12 protein-coding genes and 2 other RNA genes are annotated in these 19,818 nt (G+C 63.6%); 9 read left to right on the top strand and 5 right to left on the bottom strand.

Annotated elements, in window-relative coordinates; all coding sequences use genetic code 11:
• The first annotated feature begins 242 nt into the window (after nucleotides 1-242).
• The 6 genes from rpmH to mnmE all read left to right on the top strand — a co-directional run bounded on the left by rpmH (nucleotide 243) and on the right by mnmE (nucleotide 7,041).
• The gene (gene rpmH, locus ACCQ06_RS23150) at nucleotides 243-383 is read left to right on the top strand and encodes a 50S ribosomal protein L34 (RefSeq protein WP_002805908.1); all 141 of its coding nucleotides are present in this window, start codon (nucleotides 243-245) and stop codon (nucleotides 381-383) included.
• A 38-nt stretch (nucleotides 384-421) separates the two neighbouring features.
• Nucleotides 422-859, top strand: a complete 438-nt coding sequence (gene rnpA, locus ACCQ06_RS23145; RefSeq protein ID WP_104615547.1) for a ribonuclease P protein component — start codon at nucleotides 422-424, stop codon at nucleotides 857-859.
• 25 nt (nucleotides 860-884) lie between these two features.
• Complete coding sequence (gene yidC, locus ACCQ06_RS23140; RefSeq protein WP_316689657.1) at nucleotides 885-2,609, top strand: membrane protein insertase YidC; 1,725 nt, start codon at nucleotides 885-887, stop codon at nucleotides 2,607-2,609.
• Between the two features lie 90 nt (nucleotides 2,610-2,699).
• Nucleotides 2,700-5,405, top strand: coding sequence for a polysaccharide deacetylase family protein (locus ACCQ06_RS23135; RefSeq protein WP_316689656.1), 2,706 nt, complete (start codon nucleotides 2,700-2,702; stop codon nucleotides 5,403-5,405).
• 120 nt (nucleotides 5,406-5,525) lie between these two features.
• Nucleotides 5,526-5,602, top strand: a non-coding RNA gene (locus ACCQ06_RS23130) — sX9 sRNA.
• 95 nt (nucleotides 5,603-5,697) lie between these two features.
• On the top strand, nucleotides 5,698-7,041 hold the full coding sequence (gene mnmE / locus ACCQ06_RS23125) for a tRNA uridine-5-carboxymethylaminomethyl(34) synthesis GTPase MnmE (protein ID WP_316689655.1): 1,344 nt from the start codon (nucleotides 5,698-5,700) through the stop codon (nucleotides 7,039-7,041).
• Nucleotides 7,042-7,143: 102 nt separating this feature from the next.
• Here the strand turns inward: mnmE and ACCQ06_RS23120 are convergent, their stop codons facing one another.
• On the bottom strand, nucleotides 7,144-10,188 hold the full coding sequence (locus ACCQ06_RS23120) for a TonB-dependent receptor (protein WP_316689654.1): 3,045 nt from the start codon (nucleotides 10,186-10,188) through the stop codon (nucleotides 7,144-7,146).
• 780 nt (nucleotides 10,189-10,968) lie between these two features.
• The gene (locus ACCQ06_RS23115) at nucleotides 10,969-11,811 is read right to left on the bottom strand and encodes an acid phosphatase (RefSeq protein WP_316689653.1); all 843 of its coding nucleotides are present in this window, start codon (nucleotides 11,809-11,811) and stop codon (nucleotides 10,969-10,971) included.
• 198 nt (nucleotides 11,812-12,009) lie between these two features.
• Between ACCQ06_RS23115 and ACCQ06_RS23110 the strand changes: the two genes are divergently transcribed.
• Nucleotides 12,010-14,316, top strand: coding sequence for a TonB-dependent receptor (locus ACCQ06_RS23110; RefSeq protein ID WP_316689652.1), 2,307 nt, complete (start codon nucleotides 12,010-12,012; stop codon nucleotides 14,314-14,316).
• A gap of 97 nt (nucleotides 14,317-14,413) precedes the next feature.
• Here the strand turns inward: ACCQ06_RS23110 and ACCQ06_RS23105 are convergent.
• Nucleotides 14,414-14,488: non-coding RNA, sX9 sRNA (locus ACCQ06_RS23105), on the bottom strand.
• 77 nt (nucleotides 14,489-14,565) lie between these two features.
• On the opposite strand from ACCQ06_RS23105, the gene ACCQ06_RS23100 reads away from it, so the two are divergent.
• Entirely contained in the window at nucleotides 14,566-15,666 is a 1,101-nt protein-coding gene (locus tag ACCQ06_RS23100) for a glycerophosphodiester phosphodiesterase (RefSeq protein WP_316689651.1), read from the top strand.
• Nucleotides 15,667-16,155: 489 nt separating this feature from the next.
• Here ACCQ06_RS23100 and ACCQ06_RS23095 read toward each other — a convergent pair whose 3' ends face one another.
• Complete coding sequence (locus ACCQ06_RS23095) at nucleotides 16,156-16,941, bottom strand: rhomboid family intramembrane serine protease (RefSeq protein ID WP_228325346.1); 786 nt, start codon at nucleotides 16,939-16,941, stop codon at nucleotides 16,156-16,158.
• A 358-nt stretch (nucleotides 16,942-17,299) separates the two neighbouring features.
• Entirely contained in the window at nucleotides 17,300-18,256 is a 957-nt protein-coding gene (locus ACCQ06_RS23090) for a TerC family protein (protein ID WP_104615539.1), read from the bottom strand.
• 264 nt (nucleotides 18,257-18,520) lie between these two features.
• Between ACCQ06_RS23090 and ACCQ06_RS23085 the strand changes: the two genes are divergently transcribed.
• Nucleotides 18,521-19,687 carry a class I SAM-dependent rRNA methyltransferase gene (locus ACCQ06_RS23085; protein ID WP_316689650.1) on the top strand — a complete coding sequence of 389 codons (1,167 nt, stop codon included), beginning with the start codon at nucleotides 18,521-18,523 and terminating at the stop codon, nucleotides 19,685-19,687.
• Nucleotides 19,688-19,818: the final 131 nt, after the last annotated feature.

The following is a 19,818-nucleotide window of genomic DNA, read 5'->3' as shown; positions in this document are numbered from 1 at the left end:
CAAAGTGTGATCATCTGTTGCTGGCTGCGGCGCGCAGCAAGGCGCCGTGCACGCAGCCCGGAAGTGAAAAGAGGATGGGCCAGACTAGCACCGCGCGCAGGCTTTTCCCAGAGTTATTCACAGGTCCATCCACAGGGCGTGCGCAGGCTCACGGTTGGTAAAGCAACAGGGGAGTTGACCCGGCCCGGGGCGGTCCTATAGAATTTCCGGTTCTATTCGTCTCCATCCATGCAGAGGGCCCCATGGCCACCAAGCGTACTTTCCAACCCAGCAACCTCAAGCGAGCACGCGACCATGGCTTCCGCGCACGTATGGCAACCGCCGACGGCCGCAAGATCCTGGCTCGCCGCCGCGCCAAGGGCCGCAAGCGCCTGAGCGCTTGATTGCCGCGCCGCTCTCCGCGGCCGAGGCAAGTCCTACCGTGAACGCATCGAACCCGTGCAGGCGATTTCCTCGCTCTGCGCGGGTTCGTACGCGTGCGCAATATACGGTTGTCTTCGATACCGCGCGTCGCACCTCGGACCCGCTGCTCAGCCTGCATTGGCGCACCGGCGACACGCCGCCGCGTCTGGGCATGGCGGTGTCGCGCAAGGTGGACACGCGCGCTGTCGGACGCAATCGCATCAAGCGCGTCCTGCGCGATGCCATGCGGCATCTATTGCCCGATCTGGCCGGTGGCGATTACGTCATTGTGGCCCGCTCCGCAGCTGCAAAAGCGACCAATCCACAGATTCGTGACGCCTTTGTGCGTCTGCTGCGCCGTGCCGGCGCATTGCCCCTGCCTGCTGCGCCCGGCACAATGCCGCCCGCCAGGACGATGCACCCATCCTCCCTTTCCCCGACAGAGCCGGAACTGTAGTTCCGACTGAGCGAGTTGCTGCCCGATGAACCAGACCCGTGTTTTCCTGATCTTTGCCTGGCTGATGGTCGCGGCGCTACTGTGGATGGAGTGGGGCAAGGACAAGGCGGCCGCCAACGCACCTGCCGCAGTCGCCACGCAATCGGTACCGGCTGCGCGCGACCTGGATGCCAGTGCGCCGGCGGCCAATGTGCCTGCCGCCCAGGCCATCCCGCAGGCGGGCGTGCCGGGTGCCGCACCGGCGGCCACCAGCACGACCACAGCAACGCCGGCAGCGGCTGGCGCTGCGCCGGTGATCACCCTCACCTCGGACGTGCTGCGCCTGAAACTCGACGGCCGCAGCGTGCTGGATGCCGAACTGCTGCAGTTTCCGCAGACCAAGGACGGCACCGCGCCGGTCGATCTGCTGACCGAAGATGCTGTGCACCCTTATAACGCCACCAGCGGCTGGGCCAGCGAGCACTCGCCGGTGCCGGGCGTGGGCGGCTTCCGCGCCGAACAGCCGGGCACCGCGTTCGAGCTTGCCAAGGGCCAGAACACCCTGATGGTGCCGTTCGTGTGGAATGGCCCCAACGGCGTGTCGATCCGCCGCACCTTCACCCTGGAGCGCGGTCGTTATGCGATTTCGATCAAGGATGAGGTGATCAACAAGAGCGGCGCGCCGTGGAACGGGTATGTGTTCCGCAAGTTGAGCCGGGTGCCGACCATCCTCAGCCGCGGCATGACCAATCCGGATTCCTTCAGCTTCAACGGGGCGACCTGGTACAGCCCGCAGGAAGGCTATGAGCGTCGCGCGTTCAAGGACTACATGGACGATGGCGGTTTGAATCGCCAGATCACCGGCGGCTGGGTCGCGCTGCTGCAGCACCACTTCTTCACCGCATGGATCCCGCAGAAGGATCAGGCTTCGCTGTATGTGCTGGCCCAGGATGGCCCGCGCGACGTGGCCGAACTGCGTGGCCCGGCCTTCACCGTGGCGCCCGGCCAGACTGCCAGCACCGAGGCGCGCCTGTGGGTGGGCCCGAAGCTGGTCAGCCTGATCGCCAAGGAAGACGTGAAGGGTCTGGACCGCGTAGTCGATTACAGCCGCTTCTCGATCATGGCCATCATCGGCCAGGGCCTGTTCTGGGTGCTGAGCCACCTGCACAGCTTCCTGCACAACTGGGGCTGGGCCATCATCGGTCTGGTGGTGCTGCTGCGTCTGGCGCTGTATCCGCTGTCGGCCGCGCAGTACAAGTCCGGTGCCAAGATGCGCCGCTTCCAGCCGCGCCTGGCGCAGTTGAAGGAGCGCTATGGCGACGATCGCGCCAAGTACCAGCAGGCGACGATGGAGTTGTTCAAGAAGGAAAAGATCAATCCGATGGGCGGCTGCCTGCCGCTGCTGATCCAGATGCCGATCTTCTTCGCGCTGTACTGGGTATTGGTGGAATCGGTGGAGCTGCGTCAGGCACCGTGGCTGGGCTGGATCCAGGACCTGACCGCGCGCGATCCGTACTTCATCCTGCCGGTGCTCAACATTTCCATCATGTGGGCCACGCAGAAGCTGACTCCGACCCCGGGCATGGACCCGATGCAGGCCAAGATGATGCAGTTCATGCCGCTGGTGTTCGGCGTCATGATGGCCTTCATGCCGGCCGGCCTGGTGTTGTACTGGGTGGTCAACGGCGGGCTGGGGTTGCTGATCCAGTGGTGGATGATCCGCCAGCACGGCGAGAAGCCGAGCAAGATCATCCAGGCCAACGCCAAGTAAGTCTCAGAAAGGTTCAAGAAGGCCCGCCGCAAGGCGGGCTTTCTGCATGCCAAGCCCTCTCCGTTTGTCGCCATTGCCAAGGACGTCGTCGTGAAGCCATCGCCGTTGCATCGCCTGTTGCTGTGCGCAAGTTGCGCGGGACTGCTGGTGCTGGCCGGCTGCGGCAAGCGCGATGCCGGTACCCAGGCATCTGCTTCGGCGCCGCCGGCCAGCGGCACTGCCACTGCCGCCGTACAAACGGGCGCCGCTGCCAAGGCCCGTGCGCTGATTGCACAGCTGCGCGAACAGCTGGATCGGCACCGCCGCATCATCGTGTTGCTGGCCGATGAGGACAAACAAAGCCCGCGCGATCGCGCTACCTCCAGCAGCGTGGGGCAGCAGCTGTTCCATGAAAATCTGGAACAACGCGAAAGCATTGCCGCCGCGTTTGAAACCGTGCTGAGCTCGCGCGACTCAAGCCGCTTCGCTGCGATCGCCACGGTACTGGACGAAGTGGAGTCGGCGCCGGATCTATTCGATGCCGACCGCCTGGCATTTGCCGAGGTGCTGCGCGAGCTGCATGCGCGTATCGGCAAGGATTCGGCGCTGCCGGCAGTCAAACTGCATCAACGCATCGGCGAGGATCTGGAAGCGCTGGACGAGATCGAGCGCAGTTACAACACCGAACTGACGCAGATTTTCAGTCGCTTCGATCGCACCCGGGCCATCGTGCCCAAGCGCGAAAAGTGGGACGACTACGTGGCGCATTTGCGCACCTTGTACACGCGCGAAAAGATCCTGCGCGACCATGGCGTGGTGGAGCCGTATCCGTTCTCCGCGCGCGATAGCGACAGCGAAGTGTTCGGCCGCGATCTGCCGCCCAAGACGGTGGTGCTGACCTTCGACGACGGCCCGCACAAGGCCTACACCGAAGAGATCGTGGCGATCCTCAAACGCTACGACGTGCCAGGCGTGTTCTTCGAAGTGGGGCGAAACCTCGGCAGCCTGGATGCCGATGGCAAGCCCAAGCTGGCGCCACTGTCCAAGATCAGCCATACGCTGATGGAGGAAGGCTATGCGGTGGGCAATCACAGCCTGACCCATGCGCAGTTGTCCAAGACCACCGGCGATGCATTGCGCAGCCAGGTGCTGGATACCGACACGCTGCTGCGTGCGGTGGACGACAAGCGTGCGCCGCTGTTTCGGTTTCCGTATGGCGCGCGCAATGCCGAAGGGCTGCAGTTGCTGGGCGAAGCCGGCTTGAAGTCGATCATGTGGAACATCGATTCGCTGGACTGGGCCGACCCGGTACCCGAGTCGATCGTGCAACGCGTGCTCGACCAGGTGAACAAGGAGCAGCGCGGCATCGTGCTGTTCCATGACATCCACGACCGCGCGGTGAAAGCCTTGCCGCAGATTCTGGATCGCTTGATCGCCGATGGCTACCAGTTCGCCGGCTGGAACGGCCGCGAGTTTTCGGTGGCGCGTGCACCCAGCGCCGTGGCCGATGCAACGGTGACCACCGGCTATGCCAAGTCGTGGGCGATCGTGATCGGCATCGACGACTACGCACACTGGCCCAAGCTCGAATATGCGGCCAACGATGCGCAGGCGATTGCCAGCACCTTGACCGGCCCGTTGGGATTTCCGTCGTCGCAAGTGATCGTGCTGAAAAACAGCGAAGCCACACGCAACAATATCCTGGCCGCCTTCCATGACCGGCTTGGGGAAGGGCGCGCGCAGACCAACGACCGCGTGTTCGTGTTTTTCGCCGGCCACGGCGCCACCCGCCGGCTCGCCTCCGGGCGCGACCTGGGCTACATCATTCCGGTCGACTCGGACCCGGAGCATCTGGCCAGCGATGCGATTGCAATGAGCGACCTGCAGAACATCGCAGAAAGCCTGCAGGCCAAGCACGTGTTGTTCGTGATGGACGCATGCTACAGCGGGTTGGGTCTGACGCGCGGCGGGCCGAGCTCCAGTGCGTACCTGCGCGAGAACGCACGCCGCATCGCACGTCAGATGCTCACCGCCGGCGGTGCCGATCAACAAGTGGCCGATAGCGGTCCGAACGGGCATTCGGTGTTTACCTGGGTGCTGCTGCAGGCGCTGGCCGGCAAGGGCGATCTCAATGGCGATGGCTTGATCACCGGGACGGAATTGGCTGCGTATGTCGCACCGGCGGTGTCGGCGGTATCGGCGCAGACGCCGGCATTCGGCAGCCTGCCGGGATCGCAAGGCGGCGAGTTCGTGTTTCAGGTGCCCAGCGGCGAAGAATTCCTGACCGCCGATACCGCGCAGTTGTCGGCCGATGCGATCGCACTCAACGGACGCGTGGACGCCGCGCGTCCTGCTGCTGCGACTACCGGCGCTGCGGTCGCGGCTGCGCCGGTCACGGTCAAGACCTTACAAGGCGGTGAAGCCAAGCTGGTCTTGCCGACCGCAGTGAAGAGCAGCGATCGCCAACGCGCGCAGTTGGCCAACGAGCGCGGTTTGCAGTTGTACAAGGAAAAACGTTACGCCGAAGCTGCCGAACAATTTGCCGAAGCCTTGAAGCTGCGCCCGGATTTTGCGCTGGCTGCGAACAATCTTGGGTTTGTGTATTACCGCCAGGAGCGCTTTGCCGAATCGGCACGCTGGCTGGAAAACACGCTCAAGATCGATCCATCGCGCGCGGTGGCGTATCTCAATCTTGGCGATGCCTACGCCAAGGCCGGCGATCGCGACAAAGCGCGCAAGGCGTATTCCACCTACCTGGAACTGCAGCCACAAGGCAGCGGTGCGGCGCAGGCGCGCGCGCAGTTGCAGACGCTTTAATGCACAGTGGTGAGCAACGTGTGCATATGCACTTTCTGAAAAGACGGATGCCAACCAAGAGCAGCGAACAAGAAAAAGGGTGCTCACTGCCAGGCGGGAGTGGCCGGTGTTCGGCGCAGCATGGACCTCTCGTACACTCCGGTTCCGAGAGCGCCGTCCACACCCACCAGCGCACTGCTTGCTACGTTGTGTGAGCGGCTCTTAAAGCCCGGCTATTCGACATGCGCCTGAAGGCTGTGCAGGTGTTTTGATCGTCACCCATTCGGTTCCAATCCACGCAAGAGCAGTCCCCATGTCCTCTTCCACGTCCACCATCGTTGCCATCGCCAGTGCTGCCGGAACCGGCGGCGTGGGTATCGTGCGGCTGTCCGGGCCGCAAGCGGTGCAGATCGCAACGCAGCTGGGCATTGCGGGGTTGCGACCACGGCATGCGCACTACGCGCGCTTTCGCGATACGCAGGGCGAGGTGATCGATGACGGCATCGCGCTGTGGTTCAACGCGCCACGCAGCTTTACCGGCGAAGACGTGGTGGAGCTGCAGGGGCACGGCAGCCCGGTGGTGTTGCGCCAACTGGTTGCACGTTGCGTTGCACTGGGCGCACGCCAGGCACGCGCCGGCGAGTTCAGCGAACGCGCGTTTCTCAACGGCAAACTCGATCTGACCCAGGCCGAAGCGATTGCCGATTTGATCACTGCCGGTGATGTGCGTGCGGCCCGTGCGGCGCGGCGTTCGCTGGACGGTGTGTTCTCGCGCCGCATCGATGCGGTGAGCGACAGCCTGACGCGCTTGCGCGTGCATGTGGAAGCGGCGATCGATTTTGCCGACGAACCGCTCGATACATTGGGGGGCACGCAAGTGCGCGAAGGATTGCAGCAGGCGCGCACATTGCTGGCGCAACTGCTGCGCGATGCAGAACGCGGGCGCAAGCTACGCGATGGCCTGCATGCGGTGTTGATCGGCCCACCCAACGCCGGCAAGAGTTCGTTGCTCAATGCGCTGGCCGGCAGCGATCGTGCCATCGTCACCGATGTGGCCGGCACCACGCGCGACACCTTGCATGAAGCGATCCTGCTCGATGGCTTCGAATTGACCCTGGTCGATACCGCCGGCCTGCGCGATGGCGGCGATGCGATCGAACGCGAAGGCATGCGCCGCGCGCGCGCCGAATTGCAGCGCGCCGATCTGGCGCTGGTGGTGCTCGACGCACGCGACCCGCAAGCCGCACGCGAGGCGATTGGCGATGCCATCGACGCCGTCCCGCGCCAGCTGTGGATTCACAACAAATGCGATCTGCTGGACAACAGCGCACCGCTGCTCGATACCTATGCAGTGGCGGTTTCGGCGACCACCGGACAGGGATTGCAACAGCTGCACACCCGCCTGCGGGAGCTCGCGTTAGGCGATGGCGTTGAAAGTGTGGACGGCGGGTTCTCCGCACGCACCCGGCACGTGGATGCATTACGACGTGCCGAGCGACATGCGGATGCGGCCGATCTGGAACTGGGATTCGAACAACTCGAACTGGCCGCCGAAGAGTTGCGCCTGGCACACGCAGCGCTGGGCGAGATCACCGGCAAGCTGAGCGCCGATGAGTTGCTGGGCAAGATCTTCTCGAGTTTTTGTATCGGTAAGTGAGCCAGCGCTGCGCGATGCGGTCGCCAAAAAACCTCATGAGTCGATAAATAAAAATCCGGCCTTTTCAGGCCGGATTCGTAACGCACACCGTGATGCGACACTTTAAAAGTCGTAGCGGGCAGTCAACCGGAACGAGCGCGGCGTCTGATAGTTCTGATCGTTCAGATAGTTCGGGCTGATCACGTCACGCGAGGCTTCACTGAACTCGTTGTACTCGGTGACCCGGTCGTTGTTGAACAGGTTGAATACGTCGAGCTTGATGCGCAGCTTGTTATCGGCCCAGTTGGGCACATAAGCGGCGGCCAGATCAAAGGTCCAGGTCCACGGCGTGCGGCCTTCGTCGCCACGTTGGCGTAGCACGCGGGTGCCGTCTGCGTTCAAGCAATAGAAGCTCGAGCCGCTGTAGCCGCTCAGGGTGCCCTGGTCAGGCTGCGGGATGTCGTCCAGCGGGATATAGCCCTGGCAATTGATCGGGCGCCCTGACTGAAGCACCAGATTTCCGCCAAGTTGCCATTCCGGCGTGATCGTATAAGCACCGAACAGCTTGAGCGTGTGCTGACGATCGTTCGGGGTTGGCCCATAGGTGCCATCGGTGAACAGGCGGTGGTCGAAGTCCTGGGTGAGGCCGGCGTCCTCCTGTTCCAGCGTTGAATTGACGTAGCCTTCCACGTTGCCACGTGTCCTGGCGAACGTATACGAGCCCTGGAAGTTGAACTTCTCGCCAGTGCGCTCCCAGAAGAACTCAAGAGCGGTATGCAGGCGGCGATATTCCGGCAGGCCAAGATACGAGGCCGGCAAGGTCGCCAGTTCCAGTTCGCCATCGCCATTGAGATCGACGTTGATGGTCACATCGCTGCCCGGATTCAAGAAGTAGCAGCTGGGCACCGAGCCAGGATCGAAATCGGGGTAGCCGTTATCCGCGGCCCAATCGATCCACGGATTGGTGGTGCAGGTGTCGTCCATCCCGGACTTCACTTCGCGGCGGATCATGCGCACACCGGCCATCCAGTTTTCCGTCAACTGCAGTTGGCCACCGAGGATGATCTCGTCCTGGTACATCGGCGACAGGTTGGTGGACGCGACAGAGGCCGGATTGGGCGCGGTGAGCGAGCCATTGGTCTGGGTCTGGCCGATCTGCGCGCCTTGGCCCACCGGCGTGCCATCAGCTTCGCTCCAGCCATTGACGAAATACCAGTTGGACACCGTCGATTCGGCGCCGGTGGCGCGGATACTGGAGTTGGTCGCCACCGGGATGTAATAGCGGCCTGCGGTACCGAACAGCTTCAAGCTGGAATCGCCCAGCACATCCCAGGAGAAGCCCAGGCGCGGAGCCATTTTGTAATCGGATTCGATCCAGGCAATGCCATCGCCGTTCTTGTTTTCGAACTTCTCACCGCGCAAGCCGAGCACGGCGAGGAAGTTTTCGGTGACCTGCCAGTTGTCTTCCAGATAAAACGCGCTGTTGGTGTTTTCGTAGGTGGAGCTGCTGCTCTGGAACACGCGCGAACGTGCATACAGCGCGCCGCGCGGCACCAGCTGGCCGTTGACCGTGCGGCCGGGCCGGCCTGCAAACGCGCCGGTGGCCACCGAAGTGCCGGGCACCGTGTAATACGCCCAGTTGATGCCACCGGCGTAGGTCTGGCCACGGTGGCTGGATTCGTACTTTTCCTGATCCACGCCGAAGCGCAACCGATGATCGCCCAGCACCCATTCGCCATCGACACGGAACGCTTTGCGGATGTCTTCGTCCGGCTCGGCGTTGCGGTCGGCGATGGTGCTGATCGTGCCCGGGTTGCAGCCGATATAACGGTCGACCACGCTGGTGGTCAGGCCGAAGCTGTAGGCCCATGGGCACTCGCCGCCCGCAGGATTGGCTGGCAGGCGGGAGTCGATCAGATTGCTCAGGTAGCCGTATTGCGCCGACAGCGTGAAGTTGTCGGTGAAGTAGCCGGTGTACTTGAGGATGCCGATCTTGCCGCCGTTTTCCATCTCGTACTGTTCGATCGGCACCTCGTGTCGTCCAACGTTGTAGCGGTTATCGCCGTTGGCGTCGGTGGCGTATTCGTACGTGCGGTATTTGGTCTTGGCCTGGTTGTAGATGCCGGTGAATTCGACCAGGTTGCTGTCGTTGATATACCAATCGAGTTTGACCAAGCCCTGCGGGGTGGTGTCACTGACGCGCCGGCTGGTCAGCGCGTAGAAGTTGTCTTCAGTCTCCTGGCGGCCTTCCACCATTGCAAAGAAGAACAAGCGGTCCTTGATGATCGGGCCGCTGGCATACGCAGAGTAGATGGTGCTGTCGAACTGATCGTCGCTGCGGTATTGGTACAGCGGGTCTGCCGCGTCGGGGTCGCGCTCGCGGACGTTTTTACCTGCCGCAGCGCCCCAGTCCGGCGCCCATTCCACGCTGCCGCCGTAGTGCCATTCGTTGGAGCCGGCCTTGGTGACGATGCTGACGATGCCGCCCAGCGAGCGGCCGTATTCGGCGCCGTACCCGCCGGTTTTGACCTGCAGCTGGCCGATACTCTGAAACGGAAGATTGGCGAACGACAGGAACGTGCGCATGTTGGTGACGTCGAAGCCATTGATGTAGTAGCCGTTTTCGGCCACCGACGATCCGCCGAACGATGCAAGGTTGCCCGCACCCAGCCCGCTATCGCCGCGGACCGCGCCAGGCGCGAGCAGCGCGACCGAAGAGACGTCGCTGGCCACCGGCAGCGAGACCATTTGGTCGGCGGTGAACACCGTGGTCGATTCCACCGAAGAGACGTCGATGGGGTTGAACGCCTGCGCGCCCACCACTTCGATCCGGTCAAGCGTTTTGGCCTGACTGCCCAGCATGACCTGCGAGCCGCTGCCAACCTTGACCTCGACCTCGCGGGTCACTCCATCGGAGGTGATGATGTACTTGCCCGGAGGCAGCTGGCTGAAGGTGAATCTGCCATCTGCGGCGGCGGTGGCCGAGCGGCTCACGCCCGTTTGCGGGCTCTGGATGGCGATGGTGCTGCCGGGCTGCCCACTACCGAAAATGGAGCCTACCGCGCTCTGCGCCTGCACCCCACCGATCACACACATGCCTAGTGCCAGGCTCAATGCGCTGCGCTTGATGTTCCTGGACAACGAACTACGGACCCCTGGACGCGTCATTCCTCTCTCTCCTGATGAATTCGGTCGCGGATACTGCAGACGTGGGACTCGACTGCGAGCGCAGTCGAGGGGGATTGGGCTTCAGGGCGTCATGCCGACAACCTGAACGGTTGTCACATTCCTGAAGCCTGTCTGAAGATTAATCGAAGATGTACGGAAATGTCATCATCCGGCAACGATTGCCAAATTCAGTGCTTTTGGGCCGAGATTCGGACGCGCGGATGCTGTACGCGAATGAAGGACCCGGCCATCGCGTAGCGGCGTTGGATCGGCGTCGATAAGGCGGCTGCAGGGCCGTCGAAACGGTGCGAGGCCAAGCTGCGGCAAGAAGGGTCGGATGTCGCAAGACAGGCATCGCGCTCGCCTGGCGGTCGATGGGTGTCTGACCTAACCAGCCAGCGCGGATCCACCGACCAGGGAGGCAGCGCTGCTTCAGGACCCTAGTGAGAGCGCGGTCTTGAAGCCGCGTCCAGCTTGCTTGGAGTATCAGCAGCAGAGTCCACGCCACTGCCCGGTCTGATGCCGGTCCTGCGTGGTTGCGTGGCTTGGCTGCTCCGATCCGCGCATCAAGCGGCGCATCGATCATCGCCGGATCGCTAGCGCGCCGCTGCCAGCGTTGCTGGTGCGCGAAGAGGCTCCCGCGTCCTCGTCATACGTGCATCGGGCCGCACAGCGCCCGACGGTCGCTGACCGATCATCTCAACAAGAGCACGGTGCCCAGACGCGTACGCTCAGGTCGGGGTGGCAGTTCCTCGCAGGCAGGGCAAGCGTCGCCGCTACCTACATCACTCCTGGCAACACGAGCTGCAAGGCTGCTGTTTCTGATGCGCATGCATCCGGTGCAGCAGGCTTGGCTTTTGCGATTTCGCGGCGTGCAGCAACCAGATCCTTCTGAAACCCCGGGTTGTCGTGCAATGCGGCGACGGTGGCCGCGCCCATCATTCGGCCTTGCTGGACATCGCTTTGCCAGTGCACGTTGCAAACCAGGCGGCTGTCGCCGAAGGCGCGGCCGCGTGCCAGGAGCGCGTTGCGTCGGGGGGGAGCGATCTCGGACAGGATCAGGCCCCAGGTCCAGCCGATGGCGGTGTGGCCGGACGGGTAGGAGCCGTTCTTGCGCAGTGCCGCATCGTCAGCCGGAGTGCACATCGGCTGCGCGTTGCGCATGAACGGGCGCGGGCGCTGATAGCGTGTCTTGGCGGCGCTGGTACTGCTGCTGGCGTCGCGCATGCTGCGCTCGAGCAGGCGCAGCAGATGCGGTGTGCTGGCTTGATCGATCTGCACGCCGAGCGCGCAGCTGAAATGGCTGGCGGCGTCGGGAAAGCTCAGCACCGCGTCGCGCGCGGCCAGATCCCAGCGCGGTGTACCGCGCAGCGCGAGCATGGACTTGGCGATGGCCTCGTCGTTGGCGAGTGCGGCGCTGCCGTCCTGCGGCGGGGGTGGCACCAACTGCAGGCTGTCGGGCAGCTGCTGTTTTTCCAGGTATCCACGCGCGTCGGTGGCGAGCACCGAATCCGCCGGCGTTGCCGGTTGCCGGGCACTGACCACGCCGCTGCCGATCACCAAGGCAGCAATGGCGACGCGTGCCAGCGTGCGTTGCGAGTGGCGGGCGATGCGGTGGGCCATGGACGATTCCTCGAAAGCAGTACGACGGGAAGAGTCGCGCAGATTACGACGTACAGATGACACGTGCATGCCAGCACAACGCAGCGACAGCGCGGCATGCGCAGCAGCTGTCTCGGCACTGTCATCTGAGCGTCGCATCGACGCAAGACAGCTGTCGCACGCTTGCCGTCATCTTTTGACTCGTCCCCCACGCCACTCATGCCCAAGACCCATCTCTTAAGTGCTGCCGTTCTCACCGCGCTTGTGTTGTCGCCGGCCGCACATGCCGCCGATACACCGGCCGACGTGTCTGCCGCCACCGGCTCCACCGTGCAGCAACTCGATGCGGTGTCGGTGATTGGCCAGGGCGAAACGCGTCAGGTGCAGCGCATCACCCAGCAGGACATTCCGGTGCTGCCGCCGGGTACCAGCATCCAGAAGCTGCTCAACCGCATGCCGGGCGTCAACGTGCAATCCAACGATGCCTTCGGTGCCAATGAAGAATCGCAGACGATCAGCCTGCGCGGCTTCAACGGCACGCGTCTGGGCTATACGCTCGACGGTCTGCCGCTGGGCGATAACGCCTATGGCAACTACAACGGCCTCAACATCAGCCGCGCGTTGATCGCGGAAAACTTCGGTGGTGTGGAGCTGGCCTCGGGCATCGGTGCGTTGGGTACCGCCTCCACCAGCAACCTCGGCGGCACCATCCAGTACTACTCGGCCGACCCGTCCAGCGTATTCGGCGGGCAGGTCTCGCAGACGCTGGGGTCCGATGCCAACCGTCGCACCTTCCTGCGCGTGGATACCGGCGATTACAACGGGTTTTCTGCGTATCTGTCGGGCATCGAAGCCACCGCGGACATGTGGGCGCGTCCGGAATCGCCGACCACCACGCGGCAGTTCAACGCCAAGGGCGTGTACCAGTTCGACGGCGGCAAGCTGACTGCGTTCGCCGATACCTCGCGCACCTCGCAGGCCGATTATTCCTATCTGTCCAAGAGCGGCATGGCACGTGGACTGGGCTGGGACTGGAATCTGTACGCGCCGGATTGGAACCGTGCACTGGCCGCGGCGTACTGCGCGCCAGCCACGCGCAATGCCGCACGCTGCGGCTTCAGCGGTGGCGTGGATAACGTCGACGATGCGTACTACCAGAGCCGCGCATTGCGCGACGACGATCTGTTCTACGTGGCCGGCGACTTCCAGCCCGACGATGCGATCAGCCTGCACACGCAGGTCTATCACCATGAAAACAAGGGGCAGGGCCATTGGTGGTCGCCGGGCCAGGCTTCCAATCCGGGCACACCGCAGGCACTGCCGATCTCGATCCGCAGCACCAACTACTGGATCAACCGTACCGGCGGCATCGCCTCGCTGGGTTGGGACCTGGGCCCGCATCATCTGGAAGCCGGGCTGTGGTACGAGCGCAACCACCACGATGTGGAACGCAATTTCTACTGGATCACCGGGCCGGTGGACGACGACAAGTTTCTGCAAAATCCCAATCGTCGGCTGTTCTCGCAGAACTACGTGATCACCACCCGGCAGTTCTACGTGCAGGGCAACTTCAAGTTTCTCGACGAGCGCCTGAGCCTGGACCTGGGCATCAAGAGCCCGAGCACCGAAATGACCGCACGCGAGACGCCGGGTATCGCGGTGGAAGCGCCGGTGGCGACCGGGTCGATCAAGGCCAGCGAGTCGGTGCTGCCGCAGATCGGGCTGGGCTATCGCCTTGCCGAAGGCCAGGAAGTGTTTGCCTCCTACGCAGAAAATATCGCTGCGTTTCAGGGCGGCGGCGCCGGTGGTCCGTTGCTGGTGACCCAAGCGTCGTTCGATGCCAGCGTCGGTGCGCTGGAGCCGGAAAAGTCGCGCACCGTGGAAGCCGGTTACCGCTTCGTGCGCGATCGCTTCGAGGCCTCGCTGGTGGGCTACGACGTCACCTTCGACAACCGCCTGCTCTCGCTCAATCCCTGCGCCAGCATCCAGCAGGGCACCACGCCGGCCTGCACCACGCGCTTCTTCAACGTAGGCTCGGTGAGCAGCCGCGGTGGCGAACTGACGGTGATCTGGAAGCCCACCAGCTACCTGCAGTGGTACAACTCGGCCTCGATCAACCGCTCCACCTACGACGACAACTACGTGCAGAACGGGGTGACCATTGCCACCGCCGGCAAGACCACGGTGGATACGCCCAAGCGCATGTTCGCGAGCGAAATCGCCTTCAATTACGCCGGTTGGAACGTCAACCTGCGCGGCAAGTACACCGGTGAGCGCTTCTATACCTACACCAACGATCAGGGCTTTGGCGGTTACACGTCATTCGATGCCGGTGCCGGCTATGAGTTCGGCCAGGTCAGCGTGCTGCAGTCGCTCAAGCTCTCGCTCAACGTCACCAACCTCACCGACAAGCGCTACGCCTCCAACCTCACCGCGTTCGCCAGCAGCGATCCGAACGGGCGGCAGTTGGCGTTTCACGCCAGTGCGCCGCGGCAGGTGTTCCTGACGCTGGATGCCAAGTTCTGAGGACGGGATTTGGGAATCGGGAATCGGGAATCGTAACAGCGGATCTGGTTGCTGCTGATTGATTTCCGATGTTGATCGACGTGGATAGTCTTAGAGTGGCTGGCACCACCTCGCGAGCGATTGTCGGGCGGGCGCGGACGATGCGGAGGAAGCGGGATGCACGGGCGTGCATCTCTGCTTGATCGTCGGCCAAGCTGGCCTGGCGATGACGCGCTGGTGTTGATGGCTGCTTTTTCGTTGGAGACAGGCATGATGCAGTTTCACCGTGCGTTGGTGTTGGGAGCGATGATGGTCGGCATGAGCGGGCCCGTTTTGGCCGAGGCACCGCTGGCCAAGACGGTGCAGATCTTTGCGCACCGTGGCGCCAGTGCGTTGCGTCCGGAACACACCTTGGCCTCCTACGCCAAGGCGATCGTCGATGGCGCGGATTTTGTCGAACCGGATCTGGTATCGACCAAAGATGGTGTGCTGGTGGCGCGCCACGAAAACGAGATCGGTGGCACCACCGATGTGGCCAGCCACCCGGAGTTTGCAGCGCGCAAGACCCGCAAGACCATCGATGGGCAATCGATGGAAGGCTGGTTCACCGAAGACTTCACCCTGAACGAGTTGAAGACGCTGCGCGCGCGCGAGCGGTTGCCGCAACTACGTGGCACGCGCTGGGACGGACAGTTTCAGATCGTGACCTTCGATGAGATCATCGATTTCGTCGCGGCCGAATCTGCTGCAACCGGGCGCACGATCGGGCTGATTCCGGAGATCAAGCATCCGAGCTATTTCAGTGCGCTGGGTTTGCCGATGGAAGACAAGGTGCTGGCCACCTTGCACGCGCATGCGTATACGCGCACGGCGCCGGTGGTGATCCAGTCGTTCGAGACCGGCAATCTGCGCTACCTGCGCGGCAAGATCGGGCGGCAAAGCAACATCCGCCTGCTGCAGTTGCTGGGTGGCGCGCAGATGCCGTTGCCCGATGCGGGCAAGGGCGACGCGCCAGGCACCTATGCGCAATTGATGACCCCGGCCGGGCTCAAGCAGGTGGCCGGCTACGCCGATGCGATCGGGCCGGATATCCGCGCCATCATTCCGCTGGATGCGCAGCAGCGGCTGGGTACGCCGACCAGCCTGGTGCGCGATGCACATGCGGCCGGATTGCAGGTACAGCCGTATACGTTCCGTCCGGAAAATTACTTTCTGGCCGCCGATAACCGCAGCAGCGGCGCGGTGACCGAGCGTAACGACGCAGGTGCCTTGGCCGAGCTCAAGACCTATCTGGATACGGGCATCGATGCGTTCTTTGCCGATGATCCGGGTCTGGCACGGCGTGCGTTGCACGGGCAAGCACCGCGATAATTCATGCTGCCGTAGGAGCGCGCCTGCGCGCGACGGGCATCATCGGGATAGCTGCATCGCGCGCGCCCACTCGCGCGCGATGCGATGACGACGCACTTCGCGTTGCAGCACCGCTCACGTTGCGTGATCCTCGGGTACCCATCGTGCCGGCATCGTCGGTAACGCCCAGTCGCGCGCAGGCACGCTCCTACGTAACGCGGTGTAGCGGCCCGATTGGTTGGATGTTGACCTTACGAGAGGCGCTACGTGCCTTCGCGAGACGTGCAGCACCACGTTCGTAGGAGCGTGCCTGCGCGCGACGCGCATGACCGGGAAAGCATCAGCGCACTACAACCCGTTTGTACGCGATGCGATGACGATGCATTTGGCGATACAACACCGCTCTTATGTTGCAAGGCCCTCGGGTAACTATCATCGGTAATGCCCTCGCGCGCAGACACGCTCCTACGGGAGGTCACTGACTGTTTCGATCATCGCTCCGCGCCGGCACTAATTGCCCGGAGGGCGCTCGCGCGGCGGGAAATGCAGCACCACGTTTTCCGAGCCGTCGTCCTGGCGTTGCCACAGCACCGGTACCTGACGCGGCGGCGGGGGTTCCAGCATCGCGTGCTCGGCGTTGCGCACTTCCCAGGCGGCGTCTTCGTCCTCGTCTTCCCAGCTGTAGCGCGGCTTGGCCTGCTGCGGGTCGCGCAGGCGGAGCAGCAGCGCGGCGATCAAGCCGGCCACCGCGCCGCCCAGATGCGATTGCCAGGACACCCCGGCTTCGTGCGGCAGGATGGTCACCAACATGCCGCCGTAGAACAGGAAGGCGATCATGCTGGTGGCGATCGCCGGGCGGTCGCGCCGTAGCAGGCCCAGCACAAACACCAGAAACATCAGGCCGTGGGTGACGCCGCTGGCACCCAGATGGCGGCTGCCAGGCTCGCCCAACAGCCACGCGCCCAGCCCCGAGCCCAGCCACAGCAGCGGCAGTGCCATGGCCGTGGCGCGCGGATACACGCTGCCGGCCAACGTGCCCAGGATCAGCAGCGCCGCCGCATTGGCGCCCAGATGCGCGAGCGAGCCGTGCAACAGCGGCGCAGTGAGGATGCCGATCAGCCCGTCGGCCTGCAGTGGCGCGACCGCCCAGGCGCGCCAGTCGAACATGCCTTGCGCGGTGAACACCGCCACCAGCAGCAACACGGCGGCCAGGCTGATGTTGAAGGCGCGCAGGACCCGTGACCGATCCAGGCGGCTCTGGGTGGTGATATCGGAGGCAACAGAATGCGGTGTCATACATTCACGGATGGCGGCGTGGTTTTGCCTTTGCAAGCCCCGTTAGCACGGGATAACCGGATCCGGCGACGGGACAATCCCGCCGCCTGCCGGGCTGATGCAACGCCCGGCAGGCAGGCCGCGGCGGCAAACAATTCAACGCAGATGATCGGGTGGCAACCAGGGCGCGGCGCCGATGTTCCGGTATCGCCTGTGGTGCGCTGCTGCCCAGCCGAGCAGTGTGCGGCGTAGCCACCGATCAAGGCCGAAGACCACGACCGGGCTCAGTGGCAAGAGACGAAGCGAAACCGCGGCGTCCCTTGCACCACCATCTGCAGCAAAGCACACCTCCGATTCCCGATTCCCGATTCCCGGCCGGTCAGTGCCCGGCCGGCTTGGCTGGGCGCAACAGGCTCAGCACGATGGTGGCCACCAGGATCGTGACCACGACCGCCAGCGAGACCAGCACCGGGATCTTGTACAGATCGATGATCATCATCTTGGTGCCGATGAACACCAGGATCACCGCCAGGCCGTAGGGCAACAGGTGGAAGCGGTCGGCCATGCCGGCCAGCAGGAAGAACATCGCGCGCAGGCCCAGCACCGCGAATACGTTGGAGGTCAGCACGATGAACGGGTCGGTGGTGATCGCAAAGATCGCCGGGATGCTGTCCACCGCAAAGATCACGTCGATCACCGCGATCAGGATCAACACCACAAATAGCGGGGTGAACCAGCGCTTGCCATCCTTGATCACGCTGAGCAGGTTGCCGTGGTACTGCGGGCTCAGGCGCAGATGGCTGCGCATCCAGCGCAACACCGGGTTGGTTTCCAGATCCGGCTCCTTGCCGGCGGAGAACCACATCTTGATGCCGGTCAGCAGCAGGAACGCACCGAACACGTACAGCAGCCAATGGAACTTGGCCAGCAGCATCGAGCCGGCGAAGATCATGATCGCGCGCAGCACGATGGCGCCCAGCACACCGATGATCAGCACGCGCTGGCGCTGTTCTTCGGGCACGCCGAAGTAGGTCATGACCATCAGAAACACGAAGATGTTGTCGACCGCCAGCGATTTTTCGACCAGGTAGCCGGTCAGAAACTGCAGCCCGATCTGGTCGGCCTGCGCATCGCCCAGCGTGCCCTGCAGGTACCACCACAGCCCGGCATTGAAGGCCAGCGCCAGCAGCACCCAACCGATGCTCCACCAGGTGGCTTCCTTGAAGGTGACCTTGTGGGCGCCGCCGTGGCGCATCAGCACCAGATCGATCAGCAGCGCGGCGATCACCACGACCCCGAAACCGCCCCATAACCAGACATTGCCAATGGTTTGCATAAAGAATCCCGAAAAGTGAAACGACCTGGCCAGCCGGTTGGGCTGAGGCCTTGTGACACGGAAATCGTGGATTCCGGGTGACGGACCTTCGCCTGCGCGGCGAAGGTCTCGCTCGCAACCGGCCAGACCGGTTGCCGTTGCACCGGAGCGTCTGCCGGAGCAGGACTCGTAATGACGGCGACAACGTTGGGAGCTACTCCCCTTCTGTGGCCGATTCTGCGTGCCGGGGACGGGCACGTCAATCCAGCCGGATACAATAGGTGAATGAATACTCCTGTCCCCGTCGTCCGACTCAAGAATGCGTGGCGTTCCAGCCACCCGTGGATCTTCCAGAAGCTGGTGGAAAAGCCTATCGCCAAGCCCAAACCCGGCACCATCGTCGATGTGGTCGGCGTGGATGGGGAATGGATCGGCCGCGGTTTCTATAACGGCCACTCGCGCATCGCCGTGCGCATCCTGGAAATCGACCAGTCGGTGCCGGTGGATGCGGGCTGGTTTTCGCGCAAGATCGCCGCGGCGGTGAGCCTGCGCCGCGACTGGCTCAAGCTCGACGGCGTGTCCGATGCCTGGCGCGTGGTGCATAGCGAAGGCGACGGCCTGTCCGGCCTGGTGGTGGACCGCTATAGCGACCTGGTGGTGGTGGAGTTCTTCGCCGCCGGCATGTTCCGCCACCGCGAATGGATCTACGAGGCGCTGCGCGAGCAGTTCCCGGGCTGCCGCTTCCACAGCTTTGCCGACGAACACGTGCAAAAGCAGGAAAGCTTCGACTTCCACAGCAACACCACCACCGAAGCGTCCGTGATCACCGAGCACGGCATCAAGTTCCGGGCCGACCCGGCCGGCGCGCACAAGACCGGGTTCTTTGCCGATCAGCGCGACAACCGCCAGTGGCTGAGCGAGCAGGTGGACGGCAAGACCGTGCTGGACCTGTGCTGCAACACCGGTGGCTTTGCGGTGTATGCGGCCGCACGCGGTGCGGCCGAGGTGCTGGGCGTGGATATCGACGAAGACGTCATCGCCATTGCCAAGGGCAACGCCAAGCTCAACAACGTGCGTCCGAAATTCGTGCAGGCCGATATCTTTCCGTGGCTGCGCGATGCGGCCAATCGCGGCGATCAGTTCGATGTGGTGATCCTGGACCCGGCCAAGATGACCCGCGACCGCGAGCAGGTGATCCCGGCGCTGAAGAAGTACCTGGACATGAATAAATTGGCGCTGGGCGTGGTCAAGCCCGGTGGCCTGTTCGCCACCTTCTCGTGCACCGGCCTGGTGGCCGAGCAGGAGTTTCTGGACATGCTGCGTCGCGCCTCGTATTTCTCCGGCCGCACCATCCAGATCCTGAAAGTGGCCGGCGCCGGCCCGGACCATCCGTTCATGGCGCACGTGCAGGAATCGCGCTATCTCAAGGCGGTGTTCTGTCGCGTGATGTGACAGACGGCGGATCCGAGGCAGCGGGCGATGTTTGATGCCTGCTGCGTGCTCGTGCAGCTGCAGGTTGGTGGCATTGCAGTCGTGGCCGCCCGATGACGGCGCCGTTGTGCGGCTGCGTTGCACTGCAGGTA

The organism is Xanthomonas sp. NCPPB 4467 (assembly GCF_041475665.2).
Taxonomy (GTDB): Bacteria; Pseudomonadota; Gammaproteobacteria; order Xanthomonadales; family Xanthomonadaceae; genus Xanthomonas; species Xanthomonas dyei.
The sequence above is the reverse complement of the archived record's forward strand: the minus strand, read 5'-3'. Positions and strand labels throughout refer to the sequence as shown.